The following is a 15290-nucleotide window of genomic DNA, read 5'->3' as shown; positions in this document are numbered from 1 at the left end:
TTTAGCAATGTTACTTACTGGTTTTGTTTTAAAATTTTTCTTATTTCAACATAGTCGTCATCCTTAATTATGCCACGCCCGATCCATTCGAAATTGGATGGTAATATCACCGCCATTTTCATTCTTAGGTCAAATGTAAATTGTCACTTGTACATTTAGGGTGTGCTGCGATCCTGAATGCATCAGTTGCCACGTTTCGTGCCAGGCGTTACTCCGACTTTATGGATTTTACAGGATCGGCTAATGCGGCTTTAACGCTTTGAACGCTGATGGTGAGCAGGGCTGTGATGATGGACAAACAGCCAGCTAACAGAAACATCCACCATTGGATGGTGATTTTGTAAGCGAAATCTTTTAACCATTGCTCCATCAGAAACCACGCAATGGGCGTTGCAATCACGATGGCGACGACTACGAGCTTCATGAAATCTTTGGAAAGTAATGTGGTCACGTTTAAAACGGTGGCTCCGAGCACTTTTCTGATACCGATTTCCTTTGTTCGCTGCTCCGTGATGAAGGATGCAAGCCCTAACAATCCCAGGCAGGAAATGACGATAGCGATGCCGGCAAAGACGTTGAATAACTTGCCCGTTTGCTGTTCCGATCTGTATAAATCGTTATAATTCGCGTCCAGAAATGTGTATTCAAATGGATAAGCTGGCAAATATTGTTTCCATAATTTTTCCGCAGCACCCAGCGCGGCTGGGGCGCGTTCTCCGGTGGTATGAACATTGACGATATAATTTTGCTCTGGTTTGCTGAACATGACCAAAGGCCAGATCGGTTCGCGAATGGTGGTGATATTGAAATCTTTAACAATGCCGATAATTGTGCCTTCCGTTCCCTCATGCTTGAAACGTTTGCCGACAGGATCCACAATCCCGGTTTCTTTCACAGCAGTTTCGTTTAATATAAAATGCGCCGAATCCGATTTAGAGCCGCTGAAATCCCGTCCTGCAAGTATTTTTATTCCAAAATTGGAAATAAAATCTTTGTCAATGCCCATCTGCACCATAATCAGCGTCCGGTCTTTTTCCTTTCCATCCCAATCCACAGAGGCCGTTCCGGTCTGGATATTGACAGGCGTATCGGTGGAGGTGCTGATTCCTGAAACGCTGGACTGACCGCCGAGCGCCTGCTTGAATTGTGGTGTAAAATTGCGGCCGTTGAATGTGAAAACATGCTCCCGTTTAAAACCCGGATCACGTTCACGAATGAAACGAAGCTGACTGCCAATGATGAAAGTTCCGACGATGAGCGTAGTAGCAAGTGCAAACTGCTTTACAACCAGCAGCTTACGTACGACCGCGCCGTTCGCCTGCCCCGAATGCCCTTTTAATGCCTGAATGGGATTGAATTTAGCGACCATGACTGCGGGATAAATTCCAGCGAGCAGAAAACAGAACGCAAGGCTGCCGACAAGCATTTGCCATGCCTGCGGATCTAAAAGTGAAATGATACTGCCCGACTTCCCAGTTAAACTTGCGTAGAGCGGTAAAAGGGCTTGCAGGAACACGATGGAAAGAATGAGCGCCAGACCCAATGTCAGCAAAGATTCGACAAGCAACTGCCGCGCCAACTGCGCCGAACCCGCGCCCACGACTTTCCGTATGCCGATTTCCTTGCACCTGCGCGTGGCCCTGGCGGTAGTAAGATTCACATAATTGATACAACCGATGCTCAATAAAAGCACCGCAACAACACCCAGAATACTGACCTGCTTCATCACCGATCCGTTCCCTTCCACGGGGTACAAATGAATGTCCGTAAGGGGTTGCAGCTGATAATCAGACAGGTTAGGCTTGCCCTTTAATACCGAAGCCTGGATCGAGGTTAGCTTTTTCGCCACATTTTCAGGCCTTACATTTGAACCCAGCTTTACATACGTTTCAAATCCGTAATTGTCCCAGTTTTCGTCGACCAGCTCGCGCTCGCCTTTTTCCGGCTCCGTGTTCTTTAAAACTTCAAGATTTACATACATGTTATGTCTGAGCGAAGAATTGTCCGGCGCATCCTCGATGACAGCGCTAACCGTGAGCGAAATATGGGTTTCAATGTTTTCAAAGGTTTTCCCGACGGCATCCGCGTTTCCAAAGAATTTTGTGGCCAGTTTTCTAGTCAGGACAACCGAATTGGGTTCAGGGAAAAGCGCTTTCTCGTTTCCGTACAACACTTTAAATCCATCGAATATTTCAAGAAAGCTGGTTTCTGTATAAACCAGATTGTCTTTTTCGTTGAATGTTTTACCATTTGCACGGAATGTCCCGCCCGGATAATATCCCATTCTCACCACGCTTTCCACCTCCGGGATTTGCTTTCGCGCTACAACTGCGACAGGCCCGGGGGTTGACGTAAATGTGTTTTCGTCTGTTCCTTTACCAAAACGTGCATTAATCTGGTAAATCCGGTCCGCCGAAGAATGAAATCGATCGAACGTCAGCTCATCCTTCACCCACCAAAAAAGCAAAAGGCTCACCGCGAGAACCACGGCCAGGCCACCGATGTTAAGTGTGGAATACCACCCGCCCGAGCGCACATTGCGCCAGGCGATTTTGAAATAATTACGAATCATAGCCGATCAGGTGTCTGGTTTTAAACCATTACCCCATCCCGACACATAACGTGGCAAGCCCGACCATTTAAATCGCCCACACACTCACGGAACGACCGTTTGCCCGGAATTCGGCAGTCCCATCTTCACCGATTATCACCGGTTCTGTAACGAAACCTAAATAGTCAACGAAGGTCTTACCAGCGTGCTGCTGGCCTACAAACATCGTTTTTGAAACATTTTCATGATTGGAGATTAACACTGCACAGCCGGAATTTTCGTGAGAATCGTTTCCCTCGCGCGTCCAGCCAATGCAGTTGATGTCGTCAAAATAGTCATGCTGTGTGCCATATGCGCACTTTTTCCTGACATGGAGCAGCGTTTCCAGCACATTCAGTTTTTCCAATGTGATTTCATGCTCTTCCTCATCATTGCCTTTGTCTTTGTATTTTGACCCATATAAATCGCTGTAAAAAACACATGGATAACCCGCTTCACGGAGCAGGATAATCGCATATGCCATGGGTCTGAACCAACCTTCGACGGTTTGTTCCAATGATTGCAGCGGTTGTGTGTCATGGTTTTCCACCAGCGTTACCGCGAGCTCCGGCATGGTTTGAACCAATGTATCGTCCAAAATCGTACGAAGATCGTAATGTTCATTTTCTTTGGATGCCCTGTAAAAGTTGGCTTGCAGTGGCGCATCGAACAACGAAACACGCTTGTCGGTGGCTTCAATGTAAGCCAGCATGGAGCCCAGGTCATACGGCGCCCAGTATTTGCCGACCGCGTAAAACTCTTTCTGATATTTGCCACGCAAGTGGTCCAGCCATTCATTGAAAAATGCAGGGTCCATATGTTTGATCGCATCCAACCTGAAACCGTCACAATTCACCGTTTCCACGAACCATTCGCCCCAGTTTTTCAACTCCTGACGCACATGCGGATTGCGGAATTCGATGTCTGAAAGCATCAGGTAATCATAATTGCCATTTTCCAGGTCCATTACATCCTGCCAGCCGTCGCCATATTGATTTTGAATGCTGTAAATGGCATTTTGCTCAGTTGATGCATTAAAATCCACACCCGAAAAGCATTGATAATCCCACACAAATTGTGAATACTGTCCGGCCCGGCCCGGAAATGTAAATTTTGTATAAGCCTCAATTTCAAAAGTGTCGCTCACAAATTCATTGCGGTTTTCCGGCGTCACTTCTTTTACAGGCACAGTTTCCTTTTCGTCCGCGCCGCCCATATGGTTCAAAACAATGTCACAATAAACCTGCAACCCCGCTTCCTTACCGGCAGCAATGGCATCAATCAATTCCTGTTTTGTCCCGTATTTTGTTCTTACGGAGCCTTTTTGATCAAATTCTCCCAGGTCGAATAAATCGTAGGAATCATAGCCGGAAGATGCGGCACCTTCCATGCCCTTGTGTGCGGGCGGCAGCCATACTGAGTCAATGCCCATATTTTTGAGTCGGGCCGCTTCATTTTTGAAATGTTTCCATAAGGTTCCGTCCGCAGGATAGTACCATTCAAAGAATTGAAACATTGTATAATTATCCATAAACTGTCAATGAAGTGCTGCGGGGTTAAATGCAGCTGCATGCTAAGCATAAATAACCATACCGGCGCAGCTGCATTAAACCAACATTCACTAAATTCGCCACCAGTGATCCCGATCCACGCCAGCCATGAGACATCCGCTTATCGAACACATCAGCAAGCAAGTGCAGGTGGCACCGGAAGAGGAAGCATTGATATTATCATTTTTTCAATCTGTCCGTGCGAAGAAGAAGCAAAACCTGGTGGAGGCCGGAAATCCTTGTTCCGCGCTTTTCTTCGTTGTGGAAGGCTGCATCCGCATGTTTCACCTGAGCGAAAAAGGGATCGAACAAACCATTCAGTTTGCCCTTGAAAACTGGTGGCTTACAGACTTTTCAGCATTTACATTGCAGCAAAACACCGGTTTCACCATTCAGGCTGTTGAAAATTCGGAGTTGCTGGTCATTGATGTGAAGAATCAGGAAAGACTTCTGGAACAGTTACCTAAGCTGGAAAGATATTTCCGGTTTGTTTATCAGCGGGGCTATGGGGCAGCGCAGGTGCGGATGAAGTTTCACCACGATCTGTCCCGCGAAAAGCTGTATCAGAACTTTGTCGAAAACTACCCGCAGTTCGTGCAACGCGTGCCGCAATATTTGATAGCGTCCTACCTGGGTTTTACGCCCGAGTATTTGAGTGAGCTGCGAAAAAAGCGATCTTGAATAAAAACATCATTCCAGGCCGGCAATTAAGGCCTGCGCTCATTAAGCACTTAAATTTTGTTTTGAAAGAATATGATCGTAAATTTACAACTGTAAAAATAAAAATGAACGATGACTTATATTAGTGCGCAACCGGTTCTGACAAATGACTGGGATGACATTTGTTATCCTATTAATCCTGTCTGGCTTACTGACCTTTTGCCCGATTACGATATTATCGCAACGGACCGCCAGCAACTGATTGTGGGTGAACCCCTGGGGGGAAGAAAAACCATTTTCGGCATCCAGAGCGCGGACTATACCATTATTCCCAATATCTGGATCAGAGAAGTGATCGACAAGGTGTTTGGTAAAAATTATACGGTCCAGATCAAATACACGAGCACGGGCGAATTCAGCATCAGCATCATTCTTTCCGACGGATTATCCATTGGCAGCGAAAGCCTGCAACGCAGTATGATCGTGACCAATAGTTATAATGGAAAAACGCCGCTAACCATTCAGGGACAAACATTTACAGCAATGGCAAGCGGAGGCAATAAGCCCGGAACGAGCATGTACAGGGCAATTTGCCAGAACGGCCTCATGGGCTGGGCTGATTCCTTTGGCAAACTGCCCGACTACCAACACTGGCTGGAAGACAAACCGAAAATAAAGGATAAAAAGCAGCCTGTTAAGAGCACGCAGGAGTTGCGGAAAATTCATCACAGCCGGCTGACACCAGAGCTTTTTCAGGCTCAGCTTTTCGAAATGCTCGCTGGTCAGAAGAAAGCACGGCCGACGCTGACAGCTACAATTTACGAGCACCTGCAACAGCGCACAATGACGAAGGCAGATGAAGGCATGTTGAAAAGACTGCCTATTCCCGTTCAACTGGCCAAGCAGGCGCAGGAAAGGCTTCGGCTCGAAGAGCGAATTTTAGGGGCGAGCCCCTCCTACTGGCTGATGTACAATGCGGTGAACCATGCACTTTTTAATGCGCGCAGCAGCCTCACGCTAAATGACCGCTACAAGCTGGATGAAAGGGTTTTTCATCAACTGGCGGCCAGCTCTTTTACATAAGGGCAAAATCGGAACGCGGAACAGCATTCCGATCTAACTTTTAAATACACAATTATGAATACGCTAAGAAATCATGTAATACTTGGAGAAGATGATTTTCGCATGTTAAAGCAGTTTGCAGAAAATTTCAGCAGCACCAATGCGAACGAAATGTCACTTTCCTACGAGCTGAACAGGGCCATTGTGGTTGAAAACGACGAGTTGCCGCCAGACAGCATCCGCTTGAATTCAGAGGTTAAAGTTCGGGAGCTGACGACCAATAAAGAAATGGAATTTTCCATTGTTATGCCCGCTTTTGCAGACATTAAACAGAAAAAAATCTCCGTCCTGACGCCCATGGGTGCTGCTTTGATCGGGCTTTGCAAGGGAGAAACCGTGGAGTGGAAAGTGCCCGCGGGCATGAAGAAATTCCAGGTTCTTGACGTAAGGCAGGTTGGATGAAAAAGTTGTAAGGATAGCCTTGATGTAGCTAAAATCGGGTATGGTATTTGCTGAAAGCGCTGAAAGGCTGTTTTCGAAAAATATAAACCCAACTATGGCAAAACATAAATCTGAAAAACTTGTGCAGGCTGGCGAACTGGCCGCCTTTCTGCGCACGCGCAGGGAAGTGCTGCTGAACAAATGGCGCGAAAGGTGCGATGCAGATCCCTTGCTCAGCAGGAAAAGCAGTTTTTCAAGAGAAGAATTCAACGACCAGGTCCCGGTGTTGCTCGACATTCTCGACCACAGCCTGAAACTAATGAAACCTTCCAATGACCCGGTCGAGGTCTCAAGCCAGCACGGGCTTCACCGCTGGCAAAGCGGTTATTCACTGCAGGAATTGATGATCGAATTGGAGCACCTTTTCGCGATCCTGATTCATGAGGTGTCGGGTTTTGATCCGGATTATACAAAAATGGACACCGAAAATGCGTCGCACGTTTACCGCGAGCTGAACAGGCTGTATTCAGAAGCGAGCCGGGGGAGTGTTTTGTATTACCACGAGCTCCGGCAGACAGCGGCGGCGGAACAAGCAGCCAGTCTGCAGGCTGCCCTGGATCAATTATACCAGATGAGCAAGGAAAGGAATGAACATTTACGGCACAGCTCACATGATCTGCGATCCAGCTTCAGTGTGATGTTAATGGCCTCGCAGCTTTCGCAGACGCCTTCATCCGAAAAAGAGCGATCGGAATTGATGACCATTATCAACCGCAACCTGGCGTCGGTCCGTGATATGCTCCTGCAATTAACCGATTACGCCCGCATAGAGGCCGGCCAGGAGACGCTGGAAATCAAGCAATTGAATGTCAGCGCATTGATCAGGGAAGTGGTGGAAAATGCGAGGCCGGTAGCCGAAATGCGCAAACTGACGCTTACCGCCGAAGGCCCTGAAAAACTGGAAATAATGAGCGACAAGGTCCAGATCCAGCGCATTTTACAAAATCTGTTATATAACGCACTAAAATACACGGAAAAGGGTGGCATATACGTAAGCTGGACAAATGAGAATGATTCCCGCTGGGTTTTGAGCATTCAGGATACGGGCCCTGGCTTTCAGGAAGATACGCCGACAGGATTGTTTGTAGGTCAGCTCAAACCGGCTTCCCACACCACAGCCATTCACAAGCAGGTGCCGGTAGAGAAACCGGCGCCGACAGTTTCCGATAAGAATGAGGATTTAAAAGAAAGTGAAGGACTAGGCCTTTTCATTGTCAAAAAAATCTGCGAACTGATGAAAGCGACTATGGATATTGAAAGCAGGCCTGAAACCGGAACGCTCGTAAGGATCCGCTTTCAGGCCAAACAGGAGCCTAATGCAAAAGCATAACAGGGTAATATCACCTTGTCAAAATTTCAATTTCACCACCATGTTTAAATAGCTCATGAGGAACATGATAGCCCTTCATTTCCTTCCCGTTCACTTTAATAGTAGTCAATGCCCTGCCATTGCCCGGCTTTTTGACAGTAATGACTTTTCCGTTACTTGTTCGCCATTTGACCTCGTCAAAAAGCGGGACCGTCACCAGATACTCAGGGTCTGTGGCCGAAAACGGATATAAGCCGAGCGATGTAAATACATACCACGCGGACATTTCACCCGCATCGTCCATCCCGCACAGCGCAAGGCCATTGTCTCCAATTCCGTACAGATTGTTGAGAATGTTGTCCAGCTGCGCCTGCGATTTTTCGGGCTTGCCTATAAAATGGTAAGAAAATGGCGCCTCATGGTCGGGCTGGTTGCCATGGCAATATTGCCCGACCATCGTTTCCACATTCCGGGCAATGTGCTTCGGGTTCCAGGGAACTGTAAACAGCGAGTCCAGCTTCGATTCAAAACCGGCCGGGCCTCCATACAATGCGATCAGACCCGGCATATCGTGCGGTGCAAAGAAGGAAACCTGCCATGCATTCGCTTCCCGGTACATGTATTCATAATAGGGATATTGCGGGTCAAATGGCTTAATCCAGTCGCCATTCGCCAATTTTCCACGCATAAACCTCGTTGAGGGATCAAACATATTTTTGTAGTTATTAGACCGCGCCATGAGCATCCTGTAATTGGCTGTATCACCAAGACTTTTCGCAATTTGTGCAACAGAATAATCGTCATAAGCATATTCCAATGTTTTGGATACGCCCGCGGCAGCTTTCGTTTCCACTTCGGGATTCGCAATATCAGGATCAGGAATGAAACCCAGCGCTTTGTATTCTTTAATATAAGGACGCGCGCCGCCTTCCACATTGGCATTTTTCAGTAATATTTCATAAGTGCCTTTGATATCAAAATCGCTGATTCCGCGCAGGTAGGCCCCGGCAATGGAAGAAGCGCCATGATCCCCGTGAAAGAATGTCGGAATAAAACCGCTTTTATCGCCCACATCCCTCATGGATTTGATCACATCCAGCGTCACCTGGGGAGAAATCAGCCCGAGCAGCACATCTTTATTTCTGTAAGTGTCCCATAACGAAGGTTCTGTGTAATAGTCGAAGCCGGTTTTTGTAACATTCTTTTGTGCATCCGTGAATTCTCCGTTTACATCGCTGCGCAATGCTGGCCAGAGAAATGAGCGGTACAAACAAGAATACAGCATTTGCTTTTGCTTGCCGGTTCCGCCCTTCACCTGGATCGAGGACAGCAGCTTTTCCCATTTGCCGGTTGCTTCGTTCCGGATCCGGTCAAAAGTTTTGTTACCAATTTCTTTTTCTAAATTTTCCTTCGCATTGGCTACACTGACAAACGAAATGCCAATTTTAAGCTCCACAGGCCCGTTACCATCGGCCAAATGCACGATTGCATAACCGCTCCCCGCACCTTCTTCTTTTTCTTCAAGCCTGGCAATGTTAGTATTCAGACTGGCATAGAAATAAATTTTTTCTCCCGTTTGCTGGTAACCCTGCACCACATTGTCACCCACCTTTTCAATGTTCCAGTTGGCGATTTTGTTATTGGCCTTTGCCAGGTCGAAAAGGATTTGCCTTCCTTTGTTGTTTTTGTATTCATACTGGTGAAACCCGGCCCGCAGTGTGGATGTAAGCTTTACATTGACCTTATAATCATCCAGATACACCTGATAAAAACCTGGCGATGCACTTTCATTTTTATGGCTAAACCGCGAACCGAATTTGGCACCCGGATTGGATAACGGTAAGACCGGAATGTTGCATAAATTCCAATGTCCTTTGTTGGTATGCGTAAAACCCAGGATCAGCGAATCTTCATATTCATAACCCGCGCCGGAGCCATATTCTGTCATCGGGCTTAGCTGTACCATAGCATTGGGCAGCGAACTTCCCGGAAATGTAAGCCCTGCCCAGGAGCGCCAGCCATCCGGCAATTCATAACCCAGTATTTTAGGATCCGTTAGTGGCGCGGTCCCTATGAATGTGTTTACATATTGCGTATAGACTGGTTTCTCCTGAGCGTGAATACCATTACAGGCACACAGTATGACCAACACGAAATGAAAAATGTTTTTGGAACTGAGTTTATTCATTGCAGTTTGAGGATTTAGGAACAGACAATGTGGTAAGTTGCTTTTTGCGGCCCAATTTATGGGATTATAAGTGCATTGCCAATGTCGGGATGCGAGCATCTCGTCTTGCGTCGACTTTAATGAGCATGCCTCTTTCGAAGTTATTGCAGGAAAAAAGTTGCTATTGAGACAAGCACAACGGACAGCAACATGGACAGAAATACCAGAATAGAAGACTGTTCTTCATCCGCTTTGAGGAAGGCCGCAAATACAGTCACATTCGCTGCAACCGGAAAAAGTGGAACCAGGGCCAGCATCTTATAATCTTCTTCCTCCAAATCCTTGGCAATAAAAGATGCGGCAAATGCAATTACGGCCAGGATAACAGCCGCCGCGAATGTGCGGAAGCCGAGCAATTTTGAAAAATACGGTATTTTAATGTGCTTAAAATCGACATTGGCCAGCTGACAACCAACGATCATCATTCCCGCTGCGGACACGGCGAAGCTAACAACACCAAGCGCAGGCTTCACCACTTCCGGCGTTTCTAACCCGGCTACCTTACAGATGATGCCGGCAACAAAAACATAAAGAAACGGGATGCTCAACATTTCCCTGAATGCTTTCTTAGCAGGAAATTTGGTCTTCGCAACCTGATAGTAACCGATCGTATCGCCATACAAAGCTGAGCCCAGGTAAATGCATATCAGCACACTAACCTTGTCCTCTCCAAACAGGGCAGTAACCGTTGGAATGCCGAAAAATGCAATGTTGAAAAATGAAAAAGAGCTGCGCAATAACAGGGGATCTGTTTCGGAAGCAAGTTTGTTCTGTACCAGTTTGGCTGCAAAGTTCATCCCTAATGCCAGCAAAAAAGTCAATATCGGCAGGACGACCAGCTTGGATGCTTCCGCATCGAGCATGTTGGTAAAGACAAGCAAGGGCAAAAGCACATTGATCAGCGGCTTGCTCACATAATCTGAGTTGAAATCGAATTTCTTGCTGATCAGATAGCCGGCTGGGATAAATGCCATTACCGGCAAAAGCTCCCCGTAGAGTTTAAGAAGGGTTTCCAATGATCTGACTGATAAGGTGACGAGATAAATTGCCGATCATTTTTACATTAAACCAAACCGCGTTCACATCGAGCAGCAGGCCATTCGTAATATGCCCGACCGCATAGAAGTTGGGGTAAGCTTTTTTACCTGCGATCACCTGCATTGTTTCGGTGTTGATCTTGATCCCGCCAGCATTCTCGGCTTCAATTAAATTATCCTTCGCCAGGTTCTGCATCAGCTCCGACTTCATCATTTTGACGGAAGAAGCTGGCCCCGTTGCGTTAATAAGATATTTTTCAACGGACTCCTGTCCGTCCTCGCAAGTCAGCACAAACCCGTTTTTATTTTCATCAAAGACCACTTCTTTCAAACGCGGCACCACGCTAAGTTGCTTCGTTTCAAAAAGCTTGCGGACCCTTTCCGCGTTCACAAGCGGCATACAATGGCGATTTACGGCCCAGTAAGGACCCAGCCATTTTTTAAATTTAAGTTTCTCCGATTCATCCAGCCATTTCCACATCTCCGAACTCTCATACCGGAGCGAATAAGGAATATTCACCAGTGCGTCACCGCCTTTCCTGGCAATTTCAATGTCTTCCGCAAGGAGCTGATCGGCGGGCTTTCCCATTCTTTTTGTGGCTTTCCAATCAATTGCCCCATCGGCGTATGCTTCCGCTTCCTGTATGAAAAGACGGAAGATTTCCTTAATAGTCGGATTTCTCAGCTCATTCCGCTGGATTTCGTGCAGTTTTTTGAGTGTCAAAAACTTGCATTCGATCCTTTCATGTTCATCTGACTGCACACGGGGCATAAGCCCGTCAAGAGAGTAGCATGTGATTTTTCCTGTGTAAGCATTATCGGCCAGCGTCATCAATGCATCGATGGCACTTAGGCTTGAACCCAGAATGGCCACATCCGCATCTTTGGGAATGTTTTCCAAAAGGGGCGTCGATGGCCAGGGGGAGCCGAAATAATGCTTATTGTCTTCTAATTCCGGATAGTTATTCGCAACCGGTGTGCCCGGCGCCAGCACCAGATAGTTGCACGCGTGCTTTTTATTTCCTGATAAATGCACATCGAAACCGGCTGTCATCTTGGCTATTTTGATGGCACTCGCCCGGATCACCTCCACGCGCATGCCTTCTTTTTTGGCCAGTTCAAAATAATGCTCAAATTGTTCTTTCAGATAATCTCCATATAACCGCCTGGTTGTGAAAGCTTTATTCTCACCTTGGTTATCAACCACTTCGCTGCCTATCCGTGCATCGTGCTCGATCAGCCAATCGCTGAAATGTTGCGGTTCCGTGAAATGAATTCCCATCAAATCGGCTTGGGTGTTGAGAATATGACCCGGTTGCTTCGTACCGAAGGCAAGCCCTTTCCCAACTTCCTGGTTTTCTTCGATGATTGTTATGCTGACATTTTCGTGACTTTTTGCGATGCGCAATTGAAGAAAAAGCTCAATGAATGCAGATATGCCACACGCTCCGCCCCCAATAATCGTAATGTTTATCAAACTCATTTTTTAGGTTCCTGTTTGCAATCCGCTCGCCTGACAAGCGGGATGAGGCAGAGGCCTAAAATAATCATGCTAATACGACGAACGGTCGACCTCGAATGAAGGGGGGCTATCTGGTTGTTTTGGCGGGAAATACCTGGTTCAGGAAGTTATCAATCGTTTGCAGCGTTGGTTCAAACCAGGGATCAAAAAACATGAATGTGTGCGGTGCGTCAGGGAATGTTTTTACTTCTGAATAAATGTTGAAGCCATTCAGCTTTTTGATAAAATCCTCCCTGCCCGCATGCATGCGGCTTACCGAGCTGTTGATGAACAGATAAGGCGGCGATTGCTTGCTGACATGTGTGATTGGAGATCCGTCGATCCAGAGATCTGGGCGCTCGCTTTTGGGATAGCCAAACCAGTAGGTTGCTGCGGAAATAGATTTTGAATCATCGCCCTCGCCCGATTCCGGATGAATAAAGGCCAGGATCCCGTCGATGTCGATCACGGCCTGCACCCCACTGGAATGCTTCAAATATTCGCCGGAACCTTCGAACTTCTTACTCCCGTTTGTTGCGCCAGTAAAGGCCGCCAGCTCCCCGCCTGCCGAAAAACCGAGAATGGCAATCCGTGATGTGTCAATGTTAAAATCCCCCGCATGTGCCCTGATCCAGCGAATTGCGGCTTTTAAGTCAAATACTGACGCCGGAAACAAATCTTCCGTTGATAGACTGTAATCTGCGGTTATGGTGATAAGGCCTTTTTCCGCAAGTCGTTGTGCCAGTGTTGTGTTATGCGTACGGTCTCCCGAGCGCCAGCCTCCACCATGGACCATAAGGATCGCAGGCGCTGGTTTTGGAAGCCGTTGTTTTCTTTGATAAATGTCCAGCAACAGGTTCCGGCCCGATTTGCTTTGCCTGTACGGAACATTGCGGCTGGCATTGATCGAGGCAGGCATTGCAGGGCTGGCAATTCGAATGTCGGGAAAATGCCTGCTTTCGTTGCGATAGGAACCCAACACGGAAAAGCTGGTGTCGGCCACGCCGGACGGTTTGATTTGTGCCGAGCCCTTTTGCGCATTCGCAAGCAGAATGGAAAGCATAATTACCGTGTGAATCTTGAATTTCCTGAGCATGATTTTGGCAAGGCGATGGGAGGCTTTTTCTGGAAACATCAAACTCCACGTGCTCACTTGGCCGCCAGCGATCCTGCACCCGAAACTGCTTCAAGCAGACCGTTCTGAATGAACGTAAATTGTTGGTCCATTTTGCAATGGGATTTATTGTAGTCGGCAAGATGGGATTTTAAGGCGCGACGTTTCTTATAAAGTTTGGCTAGGTCCTTTTTGTTTTTGGTAATGGAGATTTGCCAGCCTATGTCATCAATGTGCTGGCCGTATTTGCCTATGTTTGAAAAATCCATGTCTGCGGACGTGTAGGCGGCTGATCCTGAACTCAGCGTCCGCACATTGTTGATTGTGCAGCTGTAATTTCCATCTTTCACGTCGATCGTGACGCGATAACTAAAAAATTTGAAGCGTTCGGAAACGATGGGTTCGTGATCTTGGATAACAAACCGGCCGGAACTTATATCCTCTGCCATAACAACCTCACGGTAATTGGGATAAGTCCTTGATATCCAGCTCTTTATGACATTAAACGTCTTGTCTTTGGATTGGCCGGTCTGAACAGTTTTTGTCTGCGTGATCTCACCCGTAAAGCGGTTATAGGGCAAGCCTGACTTTTGCGCAAAGCCTGGTGCAACCAGAAGCAGCGAAAAAATTAACGTTGTTGAGAATAGGAATCGTTTCATTACTTTGTTGACGGAGGATAAAATCGTCAGTAATGATAAGAATTATAGAAAATCTTTCAAAATTTATGGATTAAATAATTCTACAAAAATCACTTAAACGCCTTCCCTACGGTGATTTTATCGCCGGAATCATCCACTTCGAACAAATGAGGGATTCTGACAGTGCGGTTGTTGATGCTTTTGTGGCTGTGGATGGACATCAGCAGCTTACCGTCAAATGTGCGAAAAAGCATTCCGTGCCCGAAATTGGGACCATTGACCGGCTCCTTCTCCTGAATCCACGGACCATCCAATGTTCCGCTTTGAGAATAAGCGACGCCTTGCGTGTACACGTCGTAAATCCAGCTGGTCCAAAGCATACCCAACTTTCCGGTTTTTGTGCGAAACAGCCATGGGCCGTCTGTCACTTTATTAGGACGATCTTTTCCGTCCTTTTCCTTTTCCCGGCTCCACGGCGAATCACTGGCAAGAAAAAGGATTTTCCCTTCCCCCACTGTGCCGCTGAAATCGGGTTTTAATTCGATCTTTTCAATAGTTCCATTGTCGTTCTGCAACCATTCATGACAATAAATCATGTAAGATTTCCCGTCCGTATCCGTCCATAATGTTGCGTCCAATGTTAATTTATCTGCGGGCATATAAATGGGATCGGCCATGGGCACATAGGGTCCGTCGGGCTTGTCGCTTACGAGGATATGACTTGCACGGCGTTCCAGGTTGTTACCAACGCGGACTGCTTTGTTGGTAAATGTTGCGAAATAATAGTATTTACCATTATAATGATGAATTTCCGCTGCCCAGATCATCGGGTTTGGGCCCATCCATGACTTGGGGTCAGGTTGCGCTACTGTATAAGGGCCTGTCCATTTCCGGAGGTCTTTGCTCTTCCATAACTTCCCTCCCGTTCCGGTCATGTAATAGGTGGAGGAGTTTTTGTCGGCCAGAATAAAAGGGTCACTCAGGCGGATCGAGTCAATAGGGATGTCAATGCGTAGCGCCGGTTCGCTGTTTTGAGCCTGGACGAGCATCAGATTGCATAAACACAGCGCTAAGATTAACAGTATTTTCTTCCTCATTTCT

The 15290-nt window shown here is 47.0% G+C and carries 12 protein-coding genes; 4 read left to right on the top strand and 8 right to left on the bottom strand.

Annotated elements, in window-relative coordinates:
• Positions 1 to 208: 208 nt before the first annotated feature.
• Together MUK70_RS05805 and MUK70_RS05800 are read right to left on the bottom strand one after the other, a co-directional pair.
• Entirely contained in the window at positions 209 to 2572 is a 2364-nt protein-coding gene (locus tag MUK70_RS05805; RefSeq protein WP_234658216.1) for an ABC transporter permease, read from the bottom strand.
• Positions 2573 to 2639: 67 nt separating this feature from the next.
• On the bottom strand, positions 2640 to 4121 hold the full coding sequence (locus MUK70_RS05800) for an alpha-amylase (RefSeq protein ID WP_255716767.1): 1482 nt from the start codon (positions 4119 to 4121) through the stop codon (positions 2640 to 2642).
• A 127-nt stretch (positions 4122 to 4248) separates the two neighbouring features.
• Between MUK70_RS05800 and MUK70_RS05795 the strand changes: the two genes are divergently transcribed.
• From MUK70_RS05795 to MUK70_RS05780, 4 genes are all read left to right on the top strand, one after another.
• The gene (locus MUK70_RS05795) at positions 4249 to 4821 is read left to right on the top strand and encodes a Crp/Fnr family transcriptional regulator (RefSeq protein ID WP_234658218.1); all 573 of its coding nucleotides are present in this window, start codon (positions 4249 to 4251) and stop codon (positions 4819 to 4821) included.
• 111 nt (positions 4822 to 4932) lie between these two features.
• Positions 4933 to 5883, top strand: coding sequence for a hypothetical protein (locus MUK70_RS05790; protein ID WP_234658219.1), 951 nt, complete (start codon positions 4933 to 4935; stop codon positions 5881 to 5883).
• Positions 5884 to 5937: 54 nt separating this feature from the next.
• Positions 5938 to 6324 (top strand): GreA/GreB family elongation factor, encoded by a 387-nt coding sequence (locus MUK70_RS05785; RefSeq protein ID WP_234658220.1) that lies wholly within the window; start codon positions 5938 to 5940, stop codon positions 6322 to 6324.
• Between the two features lie 94 nt (positions 6325 to 6418).
• Complete coding sequence (locus MUK70_RS05780; RefSeq protein WP_234658221.1) at positions 6419 to 7693, top strand: sensor histidine kinase; 1275 nt, start codon at positions 6419 to 6421, stop codon at positions 7691 to 7693.
• Positions 7694 to 7703: 10 nt separating this feature from the next.
• Here MUK70_RS05780 and MUK70_RS05775 read toward each other — a convergent pair whose 3' ends face one another.
• The 6 genes from MUK70_RS05775 to MUK70_RS05750 form a co-directional block, all read right to left on the bottom strand.
• Positions 7704 to 9860 carry a GH92 family glycosyl hydrolase gene (locus tag MUK70_RS05775; protein WP_234658222.1) on the bottom strand — a complete coding sequence of 719 codons (2157 nt, stop codon included), beginning with the start codon at positions 9858 to 9860 and terminating at the stop codon, positions 7704 to 7706.
• Between the two features lie 140 nt (positions 9861 to 10000).
• Positions 10001 to 10915, bottom strand: coding sequence for an AEC family transporter (locus tag MUK70_RS05770; protein ID WP_234658224.1), 915 nt, complete (start codon positions 10913 to 10915; stop codon positions 10001 to 10003).
• Positions 10899 to 12419 carry an FAD/NAD(P)-binding protein gene (locus MUK70_RS05765; RefSeq protein ID WP_234658225.1) on the bottom strand — a complete coding sequence of 507 codons (1521 nt, stop codon included), beginning with the start codon at positions 12417 to 12419 and terminating at the stop codon, positions 10899 to 10901. The genes MUK70_RS05770 and MUK70_RS05765 overlap by 17 nt, the downstream gene beginning before the upstream one ends.
• A 106-nt stretch (positions 12420 to 12525) precedes the next feature.
• On the bottom strand, positions 12526 to 13533 hold the full coding sequence (locus MUK70_RS05760; protein ID WP_234658226.1) for an alpha/beta hydrolase: 1008 nt from the start codon (positions 13531 to 13533) through the stop codon (positions 12526 to 12528).
• A 53-nt stretch (positions 13534 to 13586) separates the two neighbouring features.
• Positions 13587 to 14210 carry a DUF4468 domain-containing protein gene (locus tag MUK70_RS05755; RefSeq protein WP_234658227.1) on the bottom strand — a complete coding sequence of 208 codons (624 nt, stop codon included), beginning with the start codon at positions 14208 to 14210 and terminating at the stop codon, positions 13587 to 13589.
• An 89-nt stretch (positions 14211 to 14299) separates the two neighbouring features.
• Positions 14300 to 15286 carry a glycoside hydrolase family 43 protein gene (locus MUK70_RS05750; protein WP_234658228.1) on the bottom strand — a complete coding sequence of 329 codons (987 nt, stop codon included), beginning with the start codon at positions 15284 to 15286 and terminating at the stop codon, positions 14300 to 14302.
• Between the last annotated feature and the right edge of the window lie 4 nt (positions 15287 to 15290).

Source organism: Dyadobacter chenwenxiniae, from assembly GCF_022869785.1.
Lineage (GTDB): Bacteria > Bacteroidota > Bacteroidia > Cytophagales > Spirosomataceae > Dyadobacter > Dyadobacter chenwenxiniae.
This window is presented reverse-complemented; position numbering and strand designations above follow the sequence as displayed.